Here is an 18,565-nt window from a genome sequence, read left to right on the forward strand (position 1 = left end):
GGTTAATAACGATATTTGGTGATTGGAATCACAAAAAACACGCTTTTAATTTGCGATACGAATTAATTTTTCACACACTCTGAATGTAGATGAATGGTTAATGTTGTTGTTCCAAAATCTCTTGCTGTTGCAGTTAGGAATGGTCGCACAATAAAAATATGGCTTCAAAGGAGCCTAATCGGGGTCTCGTAGGGGGAATAAAATGAATATTTTAGGTTTTTTCCAGCGGCTGGGTAGGGCGTTACAGCTCCCCATCGCGGTGCTGCCAGTCGCGGCACTGTTGCTGCGATTCGGCCAACCAGATTTACTGAACGTACCCTTCATCGCGCAAGCGGGTGGGGCTATCTTTGATAACCTCGCGTTAATTTTTGCTATCGGTGTGGCTTCCAGCTGGTCTAAAGACAGCGCGGGTGCGGCAGCGCTGGCAGGTGCGGTTGGTTATTTCATATTGACCAAAGCAATGGTTACCATTAACCCGGCGATCAACATGGGCGTCCTGGCGGGTATCATCACCGGTCTGGTCGGCGGTGCCGTGTATAACCGTTGGTCTGGCATCAAACTGCCTGATTTCCTGAGCTTCTTCGGCGGCAAACGTTTTGTACCCATCGCCACTGGCTTCTTCTGTTTAATACTGGCTGCTATCTTCGGCTACGTGTGGCCGCCGGTGCAGAACGCCATCCATGCGGGTGGTGAGTGGATCGTGGGCGCTGGCGCGCTGGGCTCTGGTATTTTTGGTTTCATCAACCGTCTGCTGATCCCAACCGGTCTGCATCAGGTGCTGAACACCATCGCCTGGTTCCAGATTGGCGAATTCACTAACGCTGCAGGTACCGTATTCCACGGTGATATCAACCGCTTCTACGCGGGTGACGGCACTGCGGGTATGTTCATGTCTGGCTTCTTCCCGATCATGATGTTTGGTCTGCCGGGTGCGGCACTGGCGATGTACTTCGCTGCGCCGAAAGCGCGTCGTCCGATGGTCGGCGGTATGCTGCTGTCCGTTGCTATCACCGCATTCCTGACCGGTGTTACCGAGCCGCTGGAATTCCTGTTTATGTTCCTGGCGCCGTTGCTGTACCTCCTGCACGCCGTTCTGACAGGTATCAGCCTGTTCGTTGCGACGCTGTTGGGGATCCACGCGGGCTTCTCCTTCTCCGCAGGTGCTATCGACTACGTGTTGATGTACAACCTGCCGGCTGCAAGTAAGAACGTCTGGATGCTGGTCGTCATGGGTCTGGTGTTCTTCGTTATCTACTTCGTCCTGTTCAGCGCGGTTATTCGTATGTTTAACCTGAAAACGCCGGGCCGCGAAGATAAAGAAGACGAGATTGTTACTGACGAAGCGAACAGCAATACCGAAGAAGGTTTAGCTCAACTGGCTACCAGCTACATTGCAGCGGTTGGCGGTACCGATAACCTGAAAGCGATTGATGCCTGTATCACCCGTCTGCGTCTGACCGTTGGCGATTCTGCCCGCGTAAATGATGCGATGTGCAAACGCTTAGGCGCATCAGGTGTGGTGAAACTGAACAAACAAACTATTCAGGTCATCGTGGGTGCGAAAGCTGAATCTATCGGCGACGAAATGAAGAAAGTTGTGGCTCGTGGTCCGGTTGCGGCAGCGTCTACTGACAAAGCCCCGGCAGCGGCTGCCCCGGTTGCAAAACCGCAGGCAGTAGTGAATGCAGCCACCATTGAAGCGCTGGTTTCCCCGATTACCGGTGATGTGGTTGCACTGGAGCAGGTGCCTGATGAAGCCTTCGCCAGCAAAGCAGTGGGTGACGGCGTGGCGGTAAAACCAACGGATAAAATCGTGGTTTCTCCGGCAACGGGTACTATTGTGAAAATCTTCAACACCAACCATGCGTTCTGTCTGGAAACGGAAAAAGGCGCGGAAATCGTGGTCCATATGGGTATCGATACCGTGGCACTGGAAGGTAAAGGCTTTAAACGTCTGGTTGAAGAAGGTGCGGTTGTTGCAGCAGGTCAACCGATTCTGGAAATGGATCTGGAATACCTGAACGCGAACGCACGTTCCATGATTAGCCCGGTTGTTTGCAGCAATAGCGATGATTTCGGTGGTCTGGTTATTAAAGCCGAAGGTCATGTCGTTGCCGGTCAAACACCACTGTATGAGATTAAAGGTAAGTAATTGCTCATAGGCTGGATAAGGCGTAAGCGCCGCCATCCGGCACGATGAGATGAATTAAACGCGGCGGGGGATATTCCTCCGCCGCTTTTTTTTGCAGCAAATGTCCTTATTATTTTCATCTGGTACGTATTTTCCGTAACTAAGGGTTGTCACTACGTCCGGCTTATAAGATCATATGCCGTTATACGTTGTTTACGCTTTGAGGAATCCACGATGAGTGAGGCTGAAGCCCGCCCGAGTAACTTTATTCGTCAGATCATCGATGAAGATCTGGCCAGTGGTAAGCACACCACTATCCATACCCGTTTTCCGCCGGAGCCAAATGGCTATCTGCACATTGGCCACGCGAAATCCATTTGTCTGAACTTTGGTATTGCGCAAGATTACCAGGGCCAGTGCAACCTGCGTTTTGATGATACGAACCCGGTTAAAGAAGATATCGAGTACGTTGAATCAATTAAAAACGACGTTGAATGGTTAGGTTTCCACTGGACTGGCGACATTCGCTACTCTTCGGATTACTTCGATCAGCTACATGCTTACGCGGTAGAGCTTATTAACAAAGGCCTGGCGTATGTCGACGAACTGTCTGCTGACGAAATTCGCGAATACCGTGGCACGCTGACACAGCCGGGTAAAAACAGCCCGTTCCGCGATCGCAGCGTTGAAGAAAACCTCGCGCTGTTTGAAAAAATGCGTACCGGTGGTTTTGAAGAAGGTAAAGCCTGCCTGCGTGCGAAAATCGATATGGCTTCGCCGTTTATCGTGATGCGTGACCCGGTGCTGTACCGCATTAAGTTTGCTGAACACCATCAGACGGGCAACAAGTGGTGCATCTATCCGATGTACGACTTCACCCACTGCATCAGCGATGCGCTGGAAGGCATCACACATTCACTGTGTACGCTGGAATTCCAGGATAACCGTCGTCTGTACGACTGGGTGCTGGATAACATCACCATTCCGGTTCACCCGCGCCAGTACGAGTTCTCGCGCCTGAATCTGGAATACACTGTGATGTCCAAGCGTAAGCTGAACCTGCTGGTGACTGATAAGCACGTTGAAGGCTGGGACGATCCGCGCATGCCGACTATTTCGGGCCTGCGCCGTCGTGGTTACACCGCTGCTGCGATTCGTGAGTTCTGCAAACGCATCGGTGTGACCAAACAGGACAACACCATTGAGATTGCCTCTCTGGAATCCTGCATCCGTGAAGATCTGAACGAAAACGCACCGCGCGCAATGGCGGTTATCGATCCGGTGAAACTGGTTATCGAAAACTACCCGCAGGGCGAAAGCGAGCTGGTCACGATGCCTAACCACCCGAGCAAGCCGGAAATGGGCAGCCGTGAAGTGCCGTTCAGCGGTGAAATCTGGATCGACAGGGCCGATTTCCGCGAAGAAGCCAACAAACAGTACAAGCGTCTGGTGATGGGTAAAGAAGTCCGTCTGCGTAATGCTTATGTCATTAAAGCTGAGCGCGTAGAGAAAGATGCAGAAGGGAATATCACGACTATTTTCTGCACCTACGATGCTGACACGCTGAGTAAAGACCCGGCCGATGGGCGTAAAGTAAAAGGCGTTATTCATTGGGTAAGTGCCGCTCATGCGCTGCCGATCGAAATCCGTCTGTACGATCGTCTGTTCAGCGTACCTAACCCGGGGGCTGCGGAAGACTTCCTGTCCGTGATTAACCCAGAGTCGCTGGTGATTAAACAGGGCTATGGTGAGCCTTCGCTACAGGCCGCGGTTGCTGGTAAAGCGTTCCAGTTCGAGCGTGAAGGGTACTTCTGCCTCGACAGCCGCTATGCAACAGCTGACAAACTGGTGTTTAACCGCACCGTGGGTCTGCGCGATACATGGGCTAAAGTAGGCGAATAAACCGTCGTTACGCATCCTTTCAAACGCCGCACTCTGCGGCGTTTTTTTTCGCCTGAAAATGGTTAGCAGACTCTATTTGCGCAGCGAAATAATTGTTATTCAGGAATGATTTTTGTCGTTTATATTTTTCTAACAAAAACCTTGTGTTATCAGTCACTCTGGACTGAAACCGATTTCATCTTTATGGAAAACAAGCCTTTTTTCAATTATTCAACGCTTTTTTATCTTCCAATGAAAATGTAACAGAAAGCAATGAAATATGTGCGGTTGCTCATGTTCTTACATACTGGTTACAAAAAGAGATTGATAATTCGCGTCGCGAAAAATAGTCTATTCATTGTAGTCAATGAGGTTTTCTCAGCGCTACTTTTTAAATTTTTGCTTTTTCGCTGACCGCTTTTATCGGCAGCATTTTATACCCAATGAATTTCGAGTTGCATCAAGGCGGTGACGCCGCGAATTCCCTGGAACGTACATCAGTACGTGACGAGGATGAGCGAGGAAAGCCAACGCAGATGCGGCTTGAAAGACGAAGGGTTATACGTCAAAGAGGATTAACATATGCGTACGTTTAGTGGCAAACGTAGTACGCTGGCGCTGGCTATCGCCGGTATCACAGCAATGTCGGGTTTTGTTATCGCTCCCCAGGTTCACGCCGAAGGTTTTATTGATGACTCTACCTTAACGGGTGGCATTTATTACTGGCAGCGTGAGCGTGACCGTAAAGATGTGACCGATCATGACAAATACAAGACTAACCTTTCTCACTCCACCTGGAACGCAAACCTCGACTTCCAGTCCGGTTATGCGGCTGATATGTTTGGTATTGATGTCGCAGCATTTACCGCTATCGAAATGAACGAAAGTAGCGAAAGTGGCCATCCAAACGAAATCGCATTCTCTTCAAAAAATAAAGGCTATGACGAAGATTACTCCGGCGATAAGAGCGGGATTAGCCTGTATAAAGCGGCCGCCAAATTTAAATTTGGCCCAACCTGGGCGCGCGCGGGTTATATTCAGCCAACCGGACAAACTCTGCTGGCACCACACTGGAGCTTTATGCCAGGTACCTATCAGGGTGCTGAAGCCGGTGCCAACTTCGATTATGGCGATGCGGGTGCGCTGAGCTTCTCCTATATGTGGGCCAACGAATATAAAGCACCGTGGCACACTGAAGTCGATAAATTCTATCAGGCCGATAAAAAGACCAAAGTTGATTACCTCCATTCAATCGGCGCCAAGTATGACTTCAAAAATAACCTGCTGCTGGAAGCCGCATTCGGTCAGTCTGAAGGCTATGTCGATCAGTATTTCGCCAAAGCCAGCTACAAATTTGATTTAGGCGGTAACCCGTTTACCACCAGCTACCAGTTCTACGGTGCCCGCGATAAGGTTGATGACCGCACGGTTAACGACATTTATGATGGCACGGCCTGGCTGCAGGCACTGACCTTCGGCTACAAAGTGGCAGAAGTCGTTGATCTGCGACTGGAAGGGACCTGGGTTAAAGCTGACGGGCAGCAGGGCTACTTCCTGCAGCGTATGACCCCGACCTATGCGTCTTCAAACGGTCGTCTGGACGTTTGGTGGGATAACCGCTCTGACTTCAACGCCAACGGTGAAAAGGCCGTGTTCTTCGGCGCGATGTATGACCTGAAGAACTGGAACCTGCCTGGCTGGGCTGTGGGTGCATCATACGTTTACGCGTGGGATGCTAAACCGGCTACCTGGCAGCTCAACCCGGATGCATATTACGACAAAAATCGTACTATCGAAGAGTCGTCTTACAGCCTGGATGCGGTCTATACCCTGCAGGACGGCCGTGCGAAGGGCACTATGTTTAAACTGCACTTCACCCAGTACGACAACCATTCGGATATTCCGAGCTGGGGCGGTGGTTACGGTAACATCTTCCAGGATGAGCGTGACGTGAAATTCATCGTTATTGCTCCGTTCACCATCTTCTAATGCCGACAGCGGCAGGCCGCAAGCCTGCCGTTTTGTTGAGGAGTGTGTTATGAAAAAGCTGATACTCATCGCCGTCATGGCATCAGGGCTGGTTGCCTGCGCGCAATCACCCGCGCCGAAAGAAGATAGCCGTCTTAAGGAAGCTTACAGCGCGTGTATCAATACCGCGCAGGGCTCGCCGGAGAAAATCGAAGCCTGTCAAAGCGTGTTGAATGTGCTGAAGAAAGAAAAACAGCACCAGCAGTTTGCGAATGAAGAAAGCGTGCGCGTACTGGATTACCAGCAGTGTATCCAGGCAACGCGTACGGGTAACGATCAATCCGTTAAGGCCGATTGTGATAAGGTCTGGCAGGAAATTCGCAGTAATAATACGGCGAAATAAAACGTGGTATGCACAAGAACGGGCGGAGATATTTCTTCGCCCGTTTGCTTTTTAGCGTCGTTTCTCAATTGCCCACTTGAGTAATGCCGCGCAACGGTAAAATCCGTGGGCGAATTTTCCGTATGGGATGGTCAGAAATAGCGCCATCACGACACCAAGATGAATAGCAAGCAAAATAGCCATCCATGAGGTATCTCTGCCTGCCAGCAGCGCTAAGCCCGTCAGACTCGTCAGTAGCAGCAACAGGATAAAACCGCGGTCCATCGGCTTTTGCCGCGCGTCGCCCTGTAGCGGTGAGCGTTTAAAATTCAGCCATAGCAAGCCAGCCGGGCCGACAACCAGACCAATACCGCCCAACGTGCCCAGCATGACCGGAACGCTGAAGAACGGGTAGGGAGCTTCTATGCCGGCAAAGTAGTGATAGCCCGTTGCCACCACGGTGGCGGCAAAACAGAGCAGAAAACCGTAGAAAGTGGCGTGATGAAACCGGCGGCGCATCAGGGTGAAAGCATCATCCGCTTCGTTACACCCTTTACCGTGCCCACCATCGAGATATTTCAGCGTCAGCGCATTGTGTGAGGCTTCAGCAATGTCAGCAGAACGCGGCATCCCCGGAGAAATTTCCCGCCAGAAGCGGATAACGCCCGCCATCAGCAGACCCATCGCCAGAATAAAGACTGAACCAAACATCCATGCCAGCAGGTTATGCGGGAAAATTTGATAAAAATCTCCGGCCAGCGGAGGATGGAACAGGGAACCTTTTAACCCCATGGCAAGAAGTAAAAACAGGATCAGGCCGAAAACCAGCGACAGCGCTACGGTCATGCCTGCCCGGCGATAAAGCGCGCCAAAGGCGGCGGGTTGCGTATAGTGTTGATAGGTTTCCAGCCTTACTTCTGCCATTGCTTTCGGTACATTGATAGCAAATTCATGGGGCGGCGCGTATTGACACGCGTGCAGGCAGGCACCGCAGTTATGGCACAAGTTCGCCAGATAGTTGATATCCGCTTTAGCGAATTCCAGACGCTGAGTCATCGCCGGGAAAACGGCGCAAAAACCCTCACAATAGCGGCAGGCATTGCAGACTTGCATGACTCGTTCAACTTCTGCTTCTGGCCCGCTAAGCATTTTCGCTTCGATAATTAATTTCTCAAGCGGTTGCATGATGTGCCTCCTCACGTGCTGCCAGCGCGGCTTCTTTTCCGGCAATACGGCCAAAGGTGGTCCCTATCGACATGCCTACACCTGCGGTGTAGCCTTTTCCCAGCACGTTGCCCGCCATCATCTCTCCGGCGACGAACAGGTTACGGCTTGGCTGCCCGGCAAAATGCACCGCGGCGTGTTCATTCACCTTTAACCCCAGGTAGGTGAAGGTGATCCCCGGACGTAAGGCATAGCCGTAGTAAGGCGGCTGGTCCAGCGGTCGCGCCCAGTGTGTTTTCGCGGGGGTTAACGCTTTTGTCGTGCAGTTATCCAGAATGGTATGGTTGAACTGGCCGGGCTGACAGGCGTTGTTGTATTCCGTCACGGTGTGGGTAAAGTGTTCGCCATTCAGCCCCAACTGATGAGCCAGTTCCGCCAGTGTATTGGCCTGTGCGCCAGGAAAAACTGGAGGCATGAAGTGGCCGATGGCTTTACTGTCGATAATGGAGTAGCCAATCTGTCCTGGCTGCTGGGCGACCAGACGTCCCCAGATAGCGTAGCGTTTGGGCCAGAAATCTTCGCCTTCATCATAAAAACGATCAGCGTCACGGTTGACGACTATGCCGAGTGAAACGCAGTCCACGCGGGTACAAATCCCGCCGTCATATAATGGCGCTCTGGCGTCAATAGCTACGCAGTGTGACTGGGAGGGCTCGCCGATGATGTCCGCCCCGGCATCGATCATAAATTTGAGTAGTACGCCCTGATTAAAGCGCGTGCCGCGAATGAGGAAGTTATCCGCAGGCCATTCACCACGGGCGTTTTCCCCCCAGGCTTCTCGCAGCCATTCGCGGTTAGATTCAAACCCGCCAGCAGCAAGCACGCAGGTCTTTGCCGGAATGCGCTCTTTGCCTGCCAGCGCCGCCACGAACTCGCCATTATGCAGTTCAAGCGCCTGCACCGGTGTGTTATAGCGGATTTGCACGCCCAGCTTTTCCGCGCTGCGATAATAGGCATTGACGAGAGCTTTCCCGCCCCCCATAAAAAAGGCGTTGGTTCGCGCCACATGCAAAGCGCCAGAGAGTGGAGGTTGAAAATTCACGCCGTGCTGGCGCATCCAGTCGCGGCAATGTGATGAGGTTCGGATCACCAGGCGTGCCAGTGCTTCGTTGGTATTACCTTCCGTTACACGCCAGAGGTCCTGCCAGAATTCCTCTTCTGGATAGCTTTCCACCAGTACATCCTGTGGTGCATCATGCATACAGCGTAGATTACGCGTGTGTTGGGAATTTCCCCCACGCCATTCCCGGGGAGCCGCTTCGAGTAGTAAAACGGAAGCGCCTTGCTCCCGGGCGGTAAGGGCAGTGCATAAGGCAGCATTGCCACCGCCAATCACCAGAACATCAACCATCGCATACTCCATTACTACTTAACCAATTGTTAAGTTTGTAATTAAAATGTATACGAGTAAGTTGTGGGGACGCTATGACGTGATGCTAAACAGCCCTTTAATTATTGTAAAGGGTAGCGCCTGGCCAGTGTCCAGATTCCACCAGTTGATGCATCACTTTGGTGAGTACCACACGGGCAGCGAGACCTGCTGGGGTGAGTTCATCGTCAGAAAGGCTGACCAAAAAGTTGGGGCGGCTAAGTATGGGATTATGGATGCCGACCACTCTTAATGTCTCTTTATCGAGATGGGATATTGCCGCGCCGGGCTGAAGTGTTGCACCGATTCCGCTGCGAACGGCGTGCATCAGTAGCGCCAGGCCGTCAATTTCTGTGGCGATCTCAATGTTCAGCGCATGCTCCTGGCTGATAGCATCCAGTCTGCCGCGCAGACCATGACCTGGGCTTGGCATTATCAATGGAATATTAACCAGTTCGGCTGGCGCAATAGTGTCATCCGCAATACCTGCCAGCAAGGTATGAGTACCAATCAAAAATAACCGTTCCTCAAGAATCGCTCTGGCGCTCCAGCGCAGGATTTTTTCCTTCTGAAAGACCACGGCCAAATCAATTTGACGGGTATTAATCATTCGTTCCAGATTGCCAGAGAGACTTTCCACGACATGCAGGCGGACATCGGCATAGCTTTCCCGCATGGCGTTGATGAAAGGCATCCCGAGCACGGAAGCGGTGCTGGGTGCCATGCCGACGCTGACGTGCCCGGAAAGTCTGGCCTCCCGTGCGGCGAGGATCGCATCGTCTGCGTGACGGAGCGCCAGTTGCGCCTGAGAATAAAAAGCCAGTCCAGCGCTGGTGGGCGTCACGCCACGAGAGGTACGTTGCAGTAGACGTATGGCGAGTTCGTTTTCCAGGCGGGTCATCTGCTGGCTGAGCGCCGAAACACCGATATTGAGATCGAGCGCCGCGCTGCCCATACTGCCGGTTTCAACAATGCGCACAAAATAGCGTAACTGGCGAAGTTCCATTTCGACTCTCCGATGAAGGCAATTGATTTTTACATTAAAGCAACACAGGAGCGGTGGGAAGGGGAAAGGGGCAGGTAACGCCCATAAAAAAAGCCAACCGGAGGGTTGGCTTTTCAGAAAGCATTACATTATTTGCCGTCGTGGGCGTGCTCATCTTCGCGGCAATCGCCTTCAGCGCAGTGACCGTACAGATAGAGGCTATGGTTAGTTAAACGAATGCCATGTTTAGCCGCAATCTCACGTTGACGCGCTTCGATGGAGTCATCGCTGAACTCGACCACTTTGCCGCAGTCAAGGCAAATCAGGTGATCGTGGTGATGTTGCTGGGTCAGTTCGAAGACGGATTTTCCCCCTTCGAAATTGTGGCGGGTCACGATACCGGCATCATCAAATTGGTTCAGCACGCGATACACGGTCGCCAGACCAATTTCTTCACCCATGTCGATCAGGCGTTTGTATAAGTCTTCCGCACTGACGTGATGGTTATCCGGTTCCTGAAGAACTTCCAGAATCTTTAAACGAGGAAGCGTTACTTTCAGGCCAGCCTTCTTTAATGCGGTATTGTTGTCAGTCATGCGGAATCTGTCCTGTAGCTAAACGGTTCACTTCATTAACAGAAGTGACAGAAATTGCACTTGAGATAATGCGGATCATTATAGAACTGCCATGCCTAAATGAAAACTGCAAGTCTCTGGCAAATATTGTTAATCAAAACGTGGTATCACCGACAAACACACTGTGCAATACCCGATTGGCATCCAGCCATTGTACAGGGTCAGGCGAAAAAGTTACAAATTTGTAGCAATTATTTTGATTGGTTTTATCTATTGATGCGGCGCAGATGAATATCTACGCCGCACGAAATCAGGCATTGATGATTTCGTCGAGGTGCAGCTCTTCAGAGATCTGCTTAACCCATTTTTCTACGCGTTCTGCGGTCAGTTCCGGCTGGCGATCTTCATCGATAGCCAGACCGACAAAGTGGTCGTCATCTGCCAGACCTTTGGACGCTTCAAAATGGTAACCCGCCGTTGGCCAGTGGCCGACAATGGTGGCGCCGCGCGGCTCGATGATGTCGCGGATGGTACCTAACGCATCACAAAAATATTCTGCGTAATCTTCCTGGTCGCCACAGCCGAACAATGCCACCAGTTTACCGTTAAAATCAATGTCTTCGAGAGTAGGGAAGAAGTCGTCCCAGTCGCACTGCGCTTCACCGTAGTACCAGGTTGGGATGCCGAGCAGCAGAATGTCATACCCTTCCAGGTCTTCTTTGCTGCTTTTTGCAATGTCATGTACATCGGCAACGTCTTTACCAAGCTGTTTTTGAATCATTTTTGCGATATTTTCGGTATTACCGGTGTCGCTGCCGAAAAAGATGCCAGTGATTGCCATGAGTAAAATAACCTCTTGAAACTTATTGAAATGGTGGTGGCGCATTGCCCACGGATAAGGGCAATCATAGCAGAACAGTCCGGCATGCGGAAACAGCAAACACGCGGGACTGCACTCTGTGCTACACGATTTATGATTTAGAGCAGAAATTCAGACTATGCCTGACCGCGCAATGCGGTGAGTTGGTTCATCAGCATCTCTTCGATGAGTTCACTGCGACTCATGTTGCGCGCTTCCGCCAGCTCATTCAGAGCGTCAACGGCATCCGCGTTCAGTTTCAGTTCGACACGCTTAAGCCCGCGAACTTTATCGCGTTTCAGCTGATTACGTTTGTTAATACGTAACTGTTCATCACGCGAAAGCGGATTGGTTTTGGGTCGTCCCGGGCGACGCTCCTGCGCGAACAGATCTAATGTCGTACGGTCCGTTTGTTCTTTGGCCATGATCTTGGTGACTTCGGGGAAACAATCAGCCAGGCGTCTGCCCGGATGGATAGCGCGCCATAATACATCAGCAGGGGAGGCGCGCCAACGCCCACGCACGTAATCGCGCGCAGACGCTGAGTTTTTAATCAGTTAACCTTCTCACTCAGATAACGACGGATAGCGCGCAGCACCGCCTCCGGTTTTTCTGCATGTACCCAATGGCCTGCGCCGGCAATAACGTGGGCACGGGCCTGCGGGAATTGCGCCAGTAATTGCTCGCGATACGCTGCGGTCACATAAGGTGAATTACCGCCAGGGATAAACAACGCCGGATGTTCCCAGGCGGGAATAGTTTCCCATCCCACGATATGGGGATATTGATCCCACAACACAGGGACGTTAAAGCGCCACTCGCCGTCAACAAAGGATTTCAGCAGAAACTGGATCACGCCTTCTTCTTGCAAATGCTGGCGCATGACGCTCGCGGCCTGCTGGCGCGAGGACGCCTGTGCATCTGTTACCGCGTTAATGGCGGCAAAAATCTCATCGTGGCGGCGTACGTGATAGTCAACCGGTGCAATATCGATAGCGACCAGTTGATCGATGCGTTCCGGCGCCAGTGCGGTCAGTGCCATGACGGCTTTGCCCCCCATGGAGTGCCCAATAAAGGTCGCTTTTTCGATCTGTTGATCGTCCAGCGTATCCAACAGATCCTGCGCCATGGCCGGATAATTCATCTCAGGTGAGCGGGGCGAAAGGCCATGATTTCGCATATCGACCTGGATGATATCGTGATCGGCTACCAGGGAGCGCGCCAGTATGCCCAGATTATCCAGACTGCCAAACAGACCGTGAACCAGGACGATGGGAGAATTATTGTGCGGGTTTTGCGCAGATTGCGCTCGGATATTCAATTTCATGGCAAAGTTCTTTTTTTCACACTCACGGGTTAGGGTATCATGTTGACCATTCTGCCACATGGCTGCAACAACTACGGTTACTCTGAGTTTTGCTGGCCACCAGGCTTGACGCTATCCGCTGTTAGGATTTGCCTTTACACTACAGCGTGTAAAGTCCTGACAACTTGTATTCAGCCAAACATTGCACTGGATTAAGATGAAAACGATTGAAGTTGATGATGAACTCTATAGCTATATTGCCAGCCACACCAAGCATATTGGCGAGAGCGCATCCGACATTTTACGGCGTATGTTGAAGTTTTCCGCCGCATCACAGCCTGTCTCTCCGGTAGTCAAAGAAGTCCGCGCCGTGCAACCTGTCGTGGAAGCCAAGCCGGTTAACCCCGCGAAAGACAAAGTGCGCGCGATGCGTGAACTGCTGCTGTCCGACGAATACGCGGAACAGAAGAAAGCAGTAAATCGCTTTATGCTGGTGCTGTCTACACTCTATTCACTGGATCAACACGCGTTTGCACAAGCAACAGAATCGTTGCATGGCCGCACGCGCGTCTATTTCGCAGCGGATGAACAGACGTTGCTGAAAAATGGTAATCAAACCAAACCGAAACACGTGCCAGGCACGCCATATTGGGTGATCACCAATACCAATACCGGCCGTAAATGCAGCATGGTTGAACACATCATGCAGTCAATGCAATTCCCCGCGGAGTTGATTGAAAAGGTTTGCGGAACAATTTAATCCTTGCATTAGAAGGACCAGGCAATGGCAATCCACAACCGCGCAGGTCAACCTGCGCAACAGAGTGATTTGATTAACGTCGCCCAGTTAACGGCGCAATACTATGTACTAAAACCGACGGCAGGGAATGCGGAGCACGCGGTGAAGTTCGGTACATCCGGACATCGCGGTAGTGCGGGTCGTCATAGTTTTAATGAGCCGCATATTCTGGCTATCGCTCAGGCGATTGCCGAGGAACGTGCGAAAAACGGGATTACTGGCCCGTGCTATGTGGGCAAGGATACCCACGCGTTGTCTGAACCGGCATTTATCTCTGTACTGGAAGTGCTGGCGGCGAACGGTGTTGATGTCATCGTGCAGGAAAACAACGGCTTTACGCCAACACCTGCCGTGTCGAATGCTATCCTGGTCCACAATAAAAAAGGCGGTCCGCTGGCTGACGGTATTGTGATCACGCCGTCCCATAACCCACCAGAAGACGGCGGAATTAAATACAACCCGCCAAACGGTGGCCCGGCAGATACTAACGTCACCAAAGTCGTAGAAGACAGGGCAAATGCACTGTTGGCTGATGGTCTGAAAGGCGTGAAGCGTATCCCGCTGGATGCCGCACTGGCATCCGGTCATGTTAAAGAACAAGACCTGGTTCAACCCTTCGTGGAAGGGCTGGCAGATATCGTCGATATGGCGGCAATCCAGAAAGCGGGTCTGACGCTGGGCGTTGATCCACTGGGGGGGTCCGGTATCGAATACTGGAAACGTATCGCTCAACACTACAACTTGAATCTGACCCTCGTTAACGATCAGGTCGACCAGACTTTCCGCTTTATGCATCTTGATAAAGACGGCGCCATTCGTATGGACTGCTCCTCCGAGTGCGCGATGGCCGGTCTGCTGGCGCTGCGTGACAAGTTCGATTTGGCGTTTGCCAATGACCCGGACTATGACCGTCACGGTATCGTAACGCCGGCTGGACTGATGAATCCGAACCACTATCTGGCGGTCGCGATCAACTACCTGTTCCAGCATCGTCCACAGTGGGGCAAAGATGTCGCTGTGGGTAAAACACTGGTGTCCTCCGCGATGATCGATCGTGTGGTGAACGACCTGGGACGTAAATTAGTCGAAGTGCCGGTGGGTTTCAAATGGTTCGTTGACGGTCTGTTCGACGGTAGCTTTGGTTTCGGCGGCGAAGAAAGTGCGGGGGCATCTTTCCTGCGTTTCGACGGTACACCGTGGTCCACTGACAAAGATGGCATCATCATGTGCCTGCTGGCAGCGGAAATTACGGCAGTGACAGGCAAGAACCCGCAAGAGCATTACAACGAACTGGCGGCGCGCTTTGGTGCACCGAGCTATAACCGAATTCAGGCTGGAGCCACCTCCGCGCAGAAAGCGGCGTTGTCTAAGCTCTCTCCGGAAATGGTGAGCGCCAGCACGCTGGCGGGCGACCCGATCACTGCGCGTCTGACGGCAGCGCCAGGCAACGGCGCATCGATTGGCGGCCTGAAAGTGATGACTGACAACGGTTGGTTTGCCGCACGTCCGTCAGGCACTGAAGACGCTTACAAGATCTACTGCGAAAGCTTCCTCGGTGAAGAACATCGCAAGCAGATTGAGAAAGAAGCGGTTGAGATTGTCAGCGAAGTGCTGAAGAACGCGTAAATCCTCTGCCGGATAAGACGCTTGCGTCGCTATCCTGCATGAATAACAACAAAGCCGGATAGCCTGGGTGCTGATCCGGCTTTTTTATTCAGTGCATATTCACGGCATGAACCGGTAGCCAATCCCGGTTTCGGTCAAAAAATGGCGTGGACGAGCCGGGTCCAGCTCCAGTTTCTGGCGCAGATGGCCCATATAGATACGTAAGTAATGGCTGTGCTCAACGGCATTCGGTCCCCACACTTGATTCAATAACTGGCGTTGGGTCAGCACTTTTCCGGCATTATTGAGCAGTATGGCCAGCAGGCGAAACTCAATTGGCGTCAGATGAACCTCCTCATCCCCGCGATGAACCAGACGCGCGGCGATATCCACCTTTACATCAGAAAATTGCACCACGGGATCAGGGGAGGGGCCGGTAGCGTGGCGGCGCAGTGCAACGCGTAAACGAGCCTGCAGCTCGCCAATGCCGAATGGCTTGCTGAGATAGTCATCGGCACCGGCATCCAGCGCGGCGATTTTATCGCTCTCTTCGCTGCGGGCTGACAGCACGATCACCGGGATCGCGCTCCACTGCCGCAGGTCGCGGATAAAATCAATGCCGTCACCGTCCGGCAGACCGAGGTCGAGAATGATGAGATCGGGTTTTCGTGTGGCGGCTTCCAGCAGACCACGTTGCAACGTTTCTGCTTCATACACACGCAGGCCATCAGCTTCCAGCGCGGTGCGCAGAAAGCGACGAATGGCTTGTTCATCTTCAACAATCAGTACGTTTGTCACATATCCTCATGAAAATCTTCAAGTTCAGGGGGTGTTTCCTGCGGCAGTGTAACACGGAAACACGCCCCTCCCTGCGGACGATTATGCGCAGAAATCGTGCCACCGTGCACGTCGACAATCGCCTGACAAATTGCCAGCCCCAGCCCAACACCCGGTACCGATGATTCTTTGTTTCCACGGGAAAACTTGTCGAAAATACGCTGCTCCAGGCCGGCAGGAATACCGGGCCCATTGTCCCAAACATCCAGCAGCAGATGCTCACCGTCGACCTGGGCGTCGATACCGATTTGCGCCTGCGGACCGGCATATTTGACGGCATTTTCCAGTAGATTAATCAGCACCCGCTCAAAGAGTGGTCCATCAACGTGTATCAGCGTCAACGGCTCCGGAAGTGACAGGTTAATGGGTGTTGCCAGCCCAGGCTCCAACATTTGCAGGGCGCTGCCTACCACTTCTTCCAGCGTTAGCCACTCTTTCTTAAGATTAAAGCCGCCAGACTGGATTCGCGCCATATCCAGCAGATTATTGACCAGTCTGGTGGTATTAAGCACGTGCTGGCGGATCTCGTTGGCCTGGCGAGCGTGTGGCGAACCTTCACTGGCCAGATCCAACGTTAATATCTCCGCCTGACCGAACAGCACCGTCAGCGGCGTGCGTAAATCGTGGGACAGGGCGGCGAGCAGCGCATTGCGAATACTTTCTCGCTCGCTGGCAAAGCGCGCCTGCTCTTCACTGGCCGTCAGAGTCAGGCGCTCCAGCGCACTGGCTACCAGCAGGGTGAAGGTTTCCAGCAGACGTTGCTGTTCCGGGATCATCAGCTGACGCAGGTTTCCTGGCTCCACCACCAGTAGCCCATAGGTTTTATCGGCGCTTTTTAACGGCAAAATTTGATAGGGAACGCCGGGTAATGTGTCGGTGCCGGCACCGGCCATCTGCCCCTTGTCAAAACTCCACTGGGCAATGGCATCATCCCACGGCGTCATACCCTGCTGATGCGTCAGGGGAACCAACTTACCGTTTTCGTCTGGCAATAACACCCGGCTACGGGCCTGAAACGTTGAGGCAATAAACTGTTCGCTGGTAGCCGCGATATCCTGTTGGCTGCGCCCTACAGCCAGTGCTTTCGACATCTCATACAGGTGCCGCGTTCGTTGCTCACGATAGCGTGCAACCCTGGCCTGATAACGCCCCCCCGCGGTCAGATTACCGATAACCAACCCAACCGTCAGCATCACGGCAAAGGTCAGCAGGTACTGGACGTCAGACACGGCAAGCGTGCCGCGTGGAGCAATAAAGAAGAGATCAAAGCTGGCGACGTTGATAAACGTGGCCACCACCGACGGCCAGCGCCCGTAGAACAGGGCGATCACCACCACGCCCAGTAGATAGAGCATCACCAGGTTGGCTGCGTCAAATGCAACCAGCCACTGCATGGCAATCAATGTGGTAACAGCACACAATACAGCAGCGACCACGCAACCCTGGATTTGTACCCGCCATTTATCCTTAAAGGTGCGGTTATCCGTGGTTTGTAATGTCTGACGAGAAGGGGGATCGTCCAGTGCGACAATCATCAGGTCGAGATCCGGTGCGCGCTGAGCCAGCTTGTCTGCAAAGGAATCGCTGCGCCACCAGCGACGGGTTGTCGGACGTCCGAGCACAATTTTCCCCAGGTTGTGTTCCCGGGCATAACGGACAACGGCTTTGTCTTCGGCAGGGTCGGAGAGGGTGGCGGTTTCCGCCCCCAGTTCCTGCGCCAGTCGCAGCGCGCTTAAGATTGCCCGCCGCTGTTTTTCGGGTAGCCGGTGTAGCGCCGGTGTTTCAACATATACCGCATGCCAGACGCTGCCGAGACGCGCCGCCAGGCGCGCGGCGGCTCGCACCAGTTTCTCGCTGCCGGTGTTGTGTCCAATACACAGTAAAATGGCATCGCGGGTATGCCAGACTTTTTCTTCTCCTGGACGCCCCCGCCAGGCTCGCATCTGATCGTCTACCCGATCGGCGGTGCGTCGCAGAGCCAGTTCGCGCAGCGCTATCAAATTACCTTTGCGGAAGAAATGCTCAATAGCACGCTCTGCCTGACCGGCAATATAGACCTTGCCTTCGTTCAGGCGCTGACGTAAATCGTCAGGTGGGAGATCGACCAGGACCACATCGTCAGCGGCATCGAAAAACGGGTCAGGAACGGTTTCGCGCACCTGGATACCGGTAACGCCGCTGACCACATCATTCAGGCTTTCCAGATGCTGAACGTTAACGGTGGTAAAAACATCAATCCCGGCTTCCAGCAGCTCTTCAATATCCTGCCAGCGGCGGGGGTGGCGTGAGCCTGGCGCATTGCTGTGCGCCAGTTCGTCCATCAAAATCAGCGCCGGACGGCGGGCGAGGGCGGCATCAAGATCGAACTCGCTGATATGCCGCCCACGGTGTGCCTGACGTTTCAGCGGTAGCACGGTGAGACCGTCCAGCAGTGCGGCGGTCTCCTTGCGCCCGTGGGTTTCCACCACGCCAATCAGCACATCCAACCCCTGCGACCGTAGCCGTTGTGCCTCCGCCAGCATGGCCCAGGTTTTCCCTACGCCCGCACAGGCGCCAAAGAAAATTTTCAGTTTTCCCCGGTGCGGGGCGGTGGTCTGCTCCAGCAGGCGATCGGGGTTGGGACGTAGGGGTTCGCTATGCATGT

Annotated in this window: 16 protein-coding genes; 6 read left to right on the top strand and 10 right to left on the bottom strand. The window is 53.0% G+C overall.

What is annotated here, in order from left to right; genetic code table 11:
• Positions 1-202 precede the first annotated feature (202 nt).
• The 4 genes from nagE to chiQ all read left to right on the top strand — a co-directional run bounded on the left by nagE (position 203) and on the right by chiQ (position 6,383).
• Entirely contained in the window at positions 203-2,152 is a 1,950-nt protein-coding gene (gene nagE, locus RYZ59_RS10450; RefSeq protein WP_318047854.1) for a PTS N-acetyl glucosamine transporter subunit IIABC, read from the top strand.
• A 213-nt stretch (positions 2,153-2,365) separates the two neighbouring features.
• Positions 2,366-4,033, top strand: coding sequence for a glutamine--tRNA ligase (gene glnS / locus RYZ59_RS10455; RefSeq protein WP_137384492.1), 1,668 nt, complete (start codon positions 2,366-2,368; stop codon positions 4,031-4,033).
• Between the two features lie 561 nt (positions 4,034-4,594).
• The gene (gene chiP / locus RYZ59_RS10460; RefSeq protein WP_318047851.1) at positions 4,595-6,001 is read left to right on the top strand and encodes a chitoporin ChiP; all 1,407 of its coding nucleotides are present in this window, start codon (positions 4,595-4,597) and stop codon (positions 5,999-6,001) included.
• 49 nt (positions 6,002-6,050) lie between these two features.
• Positions 6,051-6,383, top strand: a complete 333-nt coding sequence (chiQ, locus tag RYZ59_RS10465) for a ChiQ/YbfN family lipoprotein (protein WP_005121405.1) — start codon at positions 6,051-6,053, stop codon at positions 6,381-6,383.
• 51 nt (positions 6,384-6,434) lie between these two features.
• On the opposite strand, the gene tcuB is transcribed toward chiQ, so the two are convergent.
• From tcuB to ybfF, 8 genes are all read right to left on the bottom strand, one after another.
• Entirely contained in the window at positions 6,435-7,547 is a 1,113-nt protein-coding gene (gene tcuB, locus RYZ59_RS10470) for a tricarballylate utilization 4Fe-4S protein TcuB (protein ID WP_318047849.1), read from the bottom strand.
• Positions 7,534-8,937, bottom strand: a complete 1,404-nt coding sequence (gene tcuA, locus RYZ59_RS10475; protein WP_318047847.1) for an FAD-dependent tricarballylate dehydrogenase TcuA — start codon at positions 8,935-8,937, stop codon at positions 7,534-7,536. Before tcuA ends, tcuB begins: the two co-directional genes overlap by 14 nt.
• Positions 8,938-9,034: 97 nt before the next feature.
• Complete coding sequence (gene tcuR / locus RYZ59_RS10480; RefSeq protein WP_318047845.1) at positions 9,035-9,961, bottom strand: tricarballylate utilization LysR family transcriptional regulator TcuR; 927 nt, start codon at positions 9,959-9,961, stop codon at positions 9,035-9,037.
• Between the two features lie 128 nt (positions 9,962-10,089).
• Positions 10,090-10,536, bottom strand: a complete 447-nt coding sequence (gene fur, locus RYZ59_RS10485; RefSeq protein ID WP_003022836.1) for a ferric iron uptake transcriptional regulator — start codon at positions 10,534-10,536, stop codon at positions 10,090-10,092.
• Positions 10,529-10,615, bottom strand: a complete 87-nt coding sequence (locus tag RYZ59_RS10490) for a ryhB-regulated fur leader peptide (protein ID WP_100247215.1) — start codon at positions 10,613-10,615, stop codon at positions 10,529-10,531. The genes fur and RYZ59_RS10490 overlap by 8 nt, the downstream gene beginning before the upstream one ends.
• 210 nt (positions 10,616-10,825) lie before the next feature.
• Positions 10,826-11,356: a flavodoxin FldA gene (fldA, locus tag RYZ59_RS10495; protein WP_003022839.1), complete on the bottom strand. Its 531-nt coding sequence runs from the start codon at positions 11,354-11,356 to the stop codon at positions 10,826-10,828.
• 155 nt (positions 11,357-11,511) lie between these two features.
• Positions 11,512-11,799 (bottom strand): LexA regulated protein, encoded by a 288-nt coding sequence (gene ybfE / locus RYZ59_RS10500; RefSeq protein WP_005121400.1) that lies wholly within the window; start codon positions 11,797-11,799, stop codon positions 11,512-11,514.
• A 128-nt stretch (positions 11,800-11,927) separates the two neighbouring features.
• The gene (gene ybfF / locus RYZ59_RS10505; protein ID WP_202039135.1) at positions 11,928-12,701 is read right to left on the bottom strand and encodes an esterase; all 774 of its coding nucleotides are present in this window, start codon (positions 12,699-12,701) and stop codon (positions 11,928-11,930) included.
• Positions 12,702-12,897: 196 nt separating this feature from the next.
• On the opposite strand from ybfF, the gene seqA reads away from it, so the two are divergent.
• Both seqA and pgm read left to right on the top strand, forming a co-directional pair.
• Positions 12,898-13,440, top strand: coding sequence for a replication initiation negative regulator SeqA (gene seqA / locus RYZ59_RS10510; RefSeq protein ID WP_137384485.1), 543 nt, complete (start codon positions 12,898-12,900; stop codon positions 13,438-13,440).
• A 24-nt stretch (positions 13,441-13,464) separates the two neighbouring features.
• Positions 13,465-15,105, top strand: coding sequence for a phosphoglucomutase (alpha-D-glucose-1,6-bisphosphate-dependent) (gene pgm / locus RYZ59_RS10515; RefSeq protein ID WP_101742411.1), 1,641 nt, complete (start codon positions 13,465-13,467; stop codon positions 15,103-15,105).
• 99 nt (positions 15,106-15,204) lie between these two features.
• Here pgm and kdpE read toward each other — a convergent pair whose 3' ends face one another.
• On the bottom strand, positions 15,205-15,882 hold the full coding sequence (gene kdpE / locus RYZ59_RS10520; protein WP_271442195.1) for a two-component system response regulator KdpE: 678 nt from the start codon (positions 15,880-15,882) through the stop codon (positions 15,205-15,207).
• Positions 15,879-18,563: a two-component system sensor histidine kinase KdpD gene (gene kdpD / locus RYZ59_RS10525; RefSeq protein ID WP_318047839.1), complete on the bottom strand. Its 2,685-nt coding sequence runs from the start codon at positions 18,561-18,563 to the stop codon at positions 15,879-15,881. Before kdpD ends, kdpE begins: the two co-directional genes overlap by 4 nt.
• Positions 18,564-18,565: the final 2 nt, after the last annotated feature.

The sequence above is a fragment of the Citrobacter sp. HN-141 genome (assembly GCF_033341895.1).
GTDB lineage: Bacteria > Pseudomonadota > Gammaproteobacteria > Enterobacterales > Enterobacteriaceae > Citrobacter.